Source organism: Kitasatospora sp. NPDC058243, assembly GCF_042882025.1.
Classification (GTDB): domain Bacteria; phylum Actinomycetota; class Actinomycetes; order Streptomycetales; family Streptomycetaceae; genus Kitasatospora.
On the sequence record NZ_JBHVWW010000030.1, the window covers coordinates 1 to 4,541 of the forward strand.

A 4,541-nucleotide genomic window follows, 5' to 3' on the forward strand; every position below is an offset into this window, starting at 1 on the left:
CCGTCGCCATGGCGATGTTCCCGGTGGCCTGCGCCGTCGGCGTCGGGCTCTACCTGCGGGGCCAGGACAACCAGCGGGCCCGCGCCGTCCAGCGGGCCCGCCGGGAGCAGCGGCTCGACGTGGGCAGGGATCTCCACGACTTCGTCGCCCACGAGTTGACCGGGATCCTGCTGGAGGTCCAGGCCGCCCAGGTCAGCGCCTACGACGAAGAGGAGAACAGCGAGCTCCTGTCCCGCCTGGAGGCGGCCGGCCTGCGGGCGCTGGACTCGATGGACCACACCCTGCAGACCCTGCGCGACCCGGAGGCGCCCGCGCTCGCCGAACCGCCGCCGACCAAGGTCCACGGCCTCGCCGACCTCCCGGAGATGGTCGACCGCTTCCTGGCGTCCGGCACGGCCGGCGGTTCCCTCGAACTGGAGCCGGGCCTGGCGGGGACCGCCCCGCGCGCGATCCAGGACGCGGCCTACCGCGTCGTCCTGGAGGCGCTGACCAACGTCCGCCGGCACGCCCCGAGCACGGGCCGGCTGGAGGTGGAGGTGGTTCGCGTCCCGGGCCCCGCCCTGCGGGTCACCGTCACCGACAGCGGACGGCAGGGCGGCCCCGGCGGTCTGCCTGCCCGCCGCCCCGGCGGTGGGGGCACCGGCCTGGCCGGCTTGTCCGAGCGGATCGGCGCCCTCGGCGGGGACCTGTCCGCCGGCCCGCACGCCCACGGCTGGCGCGTCCGCGGGGTGCTGCCGCTGCGACCCGACCGGAGGGGGCGGGGCTGACGGGGCGGGGTTGACGGGTTCCGACGGTCCGGAGACTGCCCGCGTACGGCGCTGATATCTTCGGGCGCCGCCTGTCGGTGGGTGGGCACCGGTGGCCGCACCGGCGTTTCCGTCGCCAGTGCCATGGCGCTGGACGTGGACACAGAAGGTGGGAGGACACGCGAAGTGTCAACAACGCCAGAGTTCCGTGGCTTTGACCTGGTACGGCGTGGCTACGAGCGCCAGCAAGTCGACCGCTACCTCAGCGCCCTGTCCGAAGCCGGTTCACCGCCGCCCCCGCCGGCGTTCGAGATCGTGCGGCGCGGCTACGACCGCGAGCAGGTCGACGCGCGCATCGCGGACCTCCTGCGCGGCAGGGGCACCAAGAGCTAGATCAGTCGGGCTAGATCAGGCGGGCTGGGTTCGCGGCAGGTCGGTTGAGACCAGTTCGGCGGCGCGTATGGGGTCGCCGTCCGCGCGGGTGAGCAGCGCCTCGATGTCGTAGCCCGTTGACTCCGGGGCGGCGTGGATGTCGAGGGAGCGGCCCCAGCCGCAGCGTTCCATCGAGACGGCGGCGTCCAGGTCGGGGCGGAGCCGGTGGAGCGTGCAGACCAGGTCCCAGGCGAAGGCGTCCAGGCGGGCCCGCCGCACCGGGTTGCAGGCGTTCACGGCGTCGGTGGTCCAGTCGTCGCCGGGCTCGTACTCCGGGAGGGGCGGCAGGAGTTCGGGGTCGCCCGTGATCGGCTCCGCGCTGAACGTGAGGACGTGTGCGCCCTCGGGGTTGCCGATCAGTTCGGCCAGGAGCGGGACGACGCGGGGGTCGTGCCGACTGGCCAGTCCGTGGATCGCTTCCATGCGGGTCTCGTCGTGCTCGTCGGCCGTCCGCTCCCAGAGCGCGGCCCGGATCGCGGGGCTGTCCGCCCTGGACTGGACGCCGAGGGTGAACGTCGCCCAGTCGCGGACGTGCGGGTTCTGGTCCTGAGTCAGCCCGATGAGGGTGCGGATGTCCGGCCCGTCCGGCAGGCCGGTGAGGACCTCCGCGAACGAGCGGGCCACTCCCTCACGGACCTCGGCGTCGGGGTGCCCGGCGAGGGTGACGAGGACGGGGACGGCGCGCGGGTCGTGCGTCTTCTCGATCGCGCGTGCCAGGGCGCGCAGCACGTGCTCGTCGGTCTCCCGCTGGGCGAGGGCGACGAGCGCGGTGGCCGTTTCGGTGCGGACTGCCTCGTGGTGGTGGATGGTGTCGCGCAGCAGGTCGCAGCCTGTCGCGCGCTCGATCGGATCGGCGGAGCCGATGAGTTCCAGGCCGAGCGGAAGTGCCGCCGCGTCGGCGGACGCCCGCCACAGCAGCGGGCCGTACTCGTTCCAGCCGTCGTGGTCGTCCGGGTCGTCCGAGGCGGTGATGGCGCGCATTGCCGACAGTGCCTGGGAGACCAGTTCCGCCACGGTGTCCGTTTCCATGCGGGCATTCTGGTGCACGAAACCGCGGGTGCGCGCGGGAATTGTTGGCCCGACCGCGCTTCCGGTCCACGGCTGCGTCGACGCCGGCGGGCGTGTGCGGGTGTCGCAGGATGCCCCCGGGAAGGATCTTGACGTGGTCATGAGCAGGGGCGATCATGGCGGAGCGCCGCGCAACACCGATGTGCAAGAAGGTCGTTGAAGGCGCTCGGCCTGGGTCGTCAGGGGATTTCCCGGACAGGACCCATCCCTTTCGAAGGGTCGGCGGTGCGGAAGCCGGCCGGCTGCGGAGTCGGCCTTGACGAAAGGGAGTTGGTGGACGTTACGAAGTCGTGGGTCCGTTGGTGCCGATCCGTTCGCTCGGTTGCGGACTTCGCGGTGGGATGGTTCGGCCATGGCCGGACTGCGGCCGCCGACCCCCCGGTGGCGCCGATGCTGCTCGCCGCCGCCCGGAACAACTCGTCCTGGTGCGAGGCGATGTGTCGGGCGCACGGGTTCTCCGGAGAACTCTCCGACGTCGCGTGGGTGAATCTGAAGAAGAACCTCACGTACTACCCGAATCTGGTGATCCTGAGCCCGTCGATGTCCGGCTCTGAGGTTCTCGACGTACTGCGGGAGGCGTCGCTTGGGCCGCTTTTCGTCAAGGACAGTTTCGCCAACGCCGACCTCCTCCCGGGGAACTATCGAATTCTCATCGAGGCGGAGTGGATCCACCGGCCGGCCGCAGTCGCGGCCTCGGCGTCGGTGGCGTCACGGGGCGGCGCCGACCAGCGGTGGCGGCGTATCACCGGTGCCGATGAGTTGCGCACATGGGAGCGGGCATGGGCGGGCGGCGACACATCGGTGAACACGTTCCCCGAAACCCTTCTGCTCGATGACGACGTGATCTTCCTCGGGGGATTCTCGGGCGACAGCCTGGTGGCGGGAGCCGTGCTTCACCTGAGCCATGGTGTGGCGGGGGTGACGAACGTCTTCGGCCCCCCGGGGGAATCCGCCCGGACATGGGCCGGTCTCATCTCCTGTGCTCACGAAGAGGCGCCGGGAATCGACCTGGTCGGATATGAGCGGGACGCGGAGCTGGCGGCCGCCGAGGAAAACGGATTCGCGTCGCTTGGGCCGGTTCGGATATGGCAGCAGATCGCCGGAAGCCAATAAATACCTGCCCGTCCCGCGCGGAGGGGTGCAGAAGAAGCCTGAAGAAGTCCGAAGAAGTCCACGGGGAGATCAGGAATGAATTCAACGACGGAAACAGAACTCGGCGGCGCGCGCAGAACCCTGCGTTTCACCATCCGCTATCTCAGCTATCCGATTCTCATGGTGCTGACACTCGGGGCGTCCATCACCCTGGTCGACACCTCGTTCCCACAGTGGGCCATCGTGCCGATGGTCACCCTCTTCGCCTCGGTGTACGTGGCCGTCCTGGAACGGGTCCAGCCGTTCTACGAGGGCTGGAACCGCTCGCGCAAGGACGTCGTGTCGGACGCCACCTCCAGTCTGGTGGCCCTGCTGGTGGTCGCCCGGCTGATCGAGCCGCTGTTCCTCTCGGTCCTGTTCGCCGGATCCGTCCTGCTGTCCGAAGAGCTGGACAGCACGTTGTGGCCGACGAGTTGGCCTCCCGTCGCCCAGGCCGCACTGGCGCTCCTGGTGGGAGAGTTCTTCTACTACTGGATGCATCGGTGGATTCACGGTTCGCGGGTCTTCTGGCGCTTCCACGCGGTGCACCACAGCTCGGAGCGGCTCTACTGGCTCAACTCCGCCCGGTTCCACCCCATCGACTTCTTCCTCGACGACGTGGCGATCGTCTTCCCGCTGGCCCTGACCGGGTGGACGCTGCACAGTCTCTCGGGCCTGATCATCCTTCTCACCTTCTACAACTGCCACGGCGTCACCATGCACTCCAACATGGACGTCCGGCTGGGCCCGCTGAACTACCTGGTGCCCGGACCGGAGGGGCACCGCTGGCACCACTCGCGGGACCTGCGCGAAGCCAACAAGAACTTCGGTGGCAAGGTCGTCCTGTGGGATCTGCTGTTCGGGACCTTCTACCTGCCCGGTGACCGGATGCCGCCCGAGGACATCGGCCTGGCCGACCAGGTCCGCCTGCCGGACTCCTACCTCGGCCTGCTGCTGGCTCCGTTCCGCTGGTCCAAGCTCCCGCTGCGCACGCCCGAAACGGCGCCCGGCGCCGTCCTGGTCGAGGAAAAGGCGGGCAGCGTCTGATCCTGTGCCGGGGCTGGGGGGGGGGGGGGGGGGGGGAAGGGCCCCCTTGGGGGGGGGGGTGGGGTGGGGGGGGAGAACGCGGGGTGGGGGGTGTGTGTGCTCCTAGCTCCCCAAGCG

The 4,541-nt window shown here is 70.2% G+C and carries 5 protein-coding genes; 4 read left to right on the forward strand and 1 reads right to left on the reverse strand.

Going from position 1 to position 4,541, the window contains the following annotated elements:
* Both ACFVX9_RS20410 and ACFVX9_RS20415 read left to right on the forward strand, forming a co-directional pair.
* On the forward strand, nt 1-767 hold a 767-nt coding region (locus tag ACFVX9_RS20410; protein ID WP_387982865.1), incomplete at its 5' end, for a sensor histidine kinase.
* 123 nt (nt 768-890) lie between these two features.
* On the forward strand, nt 891-1,139 hold the full coding sequence (locus tag ACFVX9_RS20415) for a hypothetical protein (RefSeq protein WP_387982867.1): 249 nt from the start codon (nt 891-893) through the stop codon (nt 1,137-1,139).
* Nucleotides 1,140-1,154: 15 nt separating this feature from the next.
* On the opposite strand, the gene ACFVX9_RS20420 is transcribed toward ACFVX9_RS20415, so the two are convergent.
* Nucleotides 1,155-2,207, reverse strand: coding sequence for a HEAT repeat domain-containing protein (locus tag ACFVX9_RS20420; RefSeq protein WP_387982869.1), 1,053 nt, complete (start codon nt 2,205-2,207; stop codon nt 1,155-1,157).
* Nucleotides 2,208-2,636: 429 nt separating this feature from the next.
* Here ACFVX9_RS20420 and ACFVX9_RS20425 point away from each other — a divergent pair, with 429 nt between their 5' ends.
* Both ACFVX9_RS20425 and ACFVX9_RS20430 read left to right on the forward strand, forming a co-directional pair.
* Nucleotides 2,637-3,359 carry a hypothetical protein gene (locus ACFVX9_RS20425; RefSeq protein ID WP_387982871.1) on the forward strand — a complete coding sequence of 241 codons (723 nt, stop codon included), beginning with the start codon at nt 2,637-2,639 and terminating at the stop codon, nt 3,357-3,359.
* 159 nt (nt 3,360-3,518) lie between these two features.
* Nucleotides 3,519-4,424 (forward strand): sterol desaturase family protein, encoded by a 906-nt coding sequence (locus ACFVX9_RS20430; protein ID WP_387982873.1) that lies wholly within the window; start codon nt 3,519-3,521, stop codon nt 4,422-4,424.
* Nucleotides 4,425-4,541: the final 117 nt, after the last annotated feature.

What these genes read in the sequence shown, in the direction of transcription:
- ACFVX9_RS20420 (WP_387982869.1), bottom strand. Translation starts at nt 2,207, where the DNA reads ATGGAAACGGACACCGTGGCGGAACTGGTCTCCCAGGCACTGTCGGCA.
- ACFVX9_RS20430 (WP_387982873.1), top strand. Translation starts at nt 3,519, where the DNA reads ATGGTGCTGACACTCGGGGCGTCCATCACCCTGGTCGACACCTCGTTC.
- ACFVX9_RS20425 (WP_387982871.1), top strand. Translation starts at nt 2,637, where the DNA reads ATGCTGCTCGCCGCCGCCCGGAACAACTCGTCCTGGTGCGAGGCGATG.
- ACFVX9_RS20415 (WP_387982867.1), top strand. Translation starts at nt 891, where the DNA reads ATGGCGCTGGACGTGGACACAGAAGGTGGGAGGACACGCGAAGTGTCA.